We start from the raw sequence: 1,137 nt of genomic DNA, 5'->3' as shown, positions 1-1,137 counted from the left end.
GCAACCGAGGACAAGGCAGCCCCCACCCCCTGGGGCGGCTCGGCCGTCTTCCTCCCCCTGGGCGTGCGCTTGGAGGCCGCATGGCAGGAGGCCCGCGCCTGGGTGGAGGCCGAGTGGGACGGCCTGGACATATTGATCAATAATGCGGGGGTCTCGGCCGCCGGACGCATCGAGGCGATCCCCGAGTCCGACTGGGAGTGGATCACCGGGATCAACCTGCTCGCCGTCGTCCGCGGCTGCCGCACGTTCGTCCCGCTCCTCAAGCGCCAGGGCAGCGGCCACATCGTCAACATCGCCTCGATGGCCGGGCTGATCAACCCGCCCTTCATGGCCAACTACAACGTCACCAAGGCCGGCGTCGTCGCCCTCTCCGAGACCCTGCGCTTCGAGCTGGAGCCCTGGGGCATCGGCACCACCGTCGTCTGCCCCGGCTTCGTCCCCACCAACCTCGCCTCCAGCTTCCGCAGCCCCGACCCCGCCCTCGCCGAGGTCTCCGCCAAACTCATCGCCAACGGCAAGACCAGCCCCGAGCAGCTGGCCGACCGCGTCCACGAGGCCGTGCGCCGCGGGACGTTCCTCCTCCTGCTCCACCGCGAGGAGAAGGTCGCCTGGTGGGCCAAGCGCTACGCCCGCGCCCTCTTCAACCGCCAGGTCTCCAAGGCCGCCCACCGCCTGCGCACCGGGCTCGAACGCCACTCCTGACGCGCCGTCGGGGCACGCTCCCGCGTTCCCTATCGTGGGGCCCATGAGCGAACCCTTCACGACCATACGGCTGGACCAGGCACCCGAGGTCACCGCGCCGGACGGCTCGGCGGTGCGGCCGCTGTGCGTGCTCCCCGGGGCGGCGAGCTTCGCCCAGTTCGAGCTCGCGCCGGGGCAGACCGCGAAGGCGGTGTCGCACGCCACCGTGGAGGAGATCTGGTTCGTCGTCTCGGGGGCGGGCGAGATGTGGCGCAGCCAGGACGGCCGCGAGGAGGTCACCGCGCTGGAGCCGGGCGTCTGCCTGACCATCCCGCTGGGCACCACCTTCCAGTTCCGGGCGGGAGTTCAGGGCCTGCGGGTGGTCGCGGCGACCGTGCCGCCGTGGCCCGTGGACAGCCCGGACGAGGCCAGGTTCGAGACCGGCCCCTGGTGACC

At 72.0% G+C, this 1,137-nt stretch carries 2 protein-coding genes; both read left to right on the top strand.

Features of this window, described 5'->3' with window-relative positions; genetic code table 11:
• Positions 1 to 702, top strand: a 702-nt coding sequence (locus D7231_RS35375; protein WP_120760490.1) for an SDR family NAD(P)-dependent oxidoreductase, incomplete at its 5' end; no start/stop codon positions are given.
• A gap of 43 nt (positions 703 to 745) precedes the next feature.
• Positions 746 to 1,135, top strand: coding sequence for a cupin domain-containing protein (locus tag D7231_RS35370; protein ID WP_199739543.1), 390 nt, complete (start codon positions 746 to 748; stop codon positions 1,133 to 1,135).
• Positions 1,136 to 1,137: the final 2 nt, after the last annotated feature.

Origin of the sequence: Streptomyces klenkii, from assembly GCF_003626645.1 — a bacterium.
GTDB lineage: Bacteria > Actinomycetota > Actinomycetes > Streptomycetales > Streptomycetaceae > Streptomyces > Streptomyces klenkii.
This window is presented reverse-complemented; position numbering and strand designations above follow the sequence as displayed.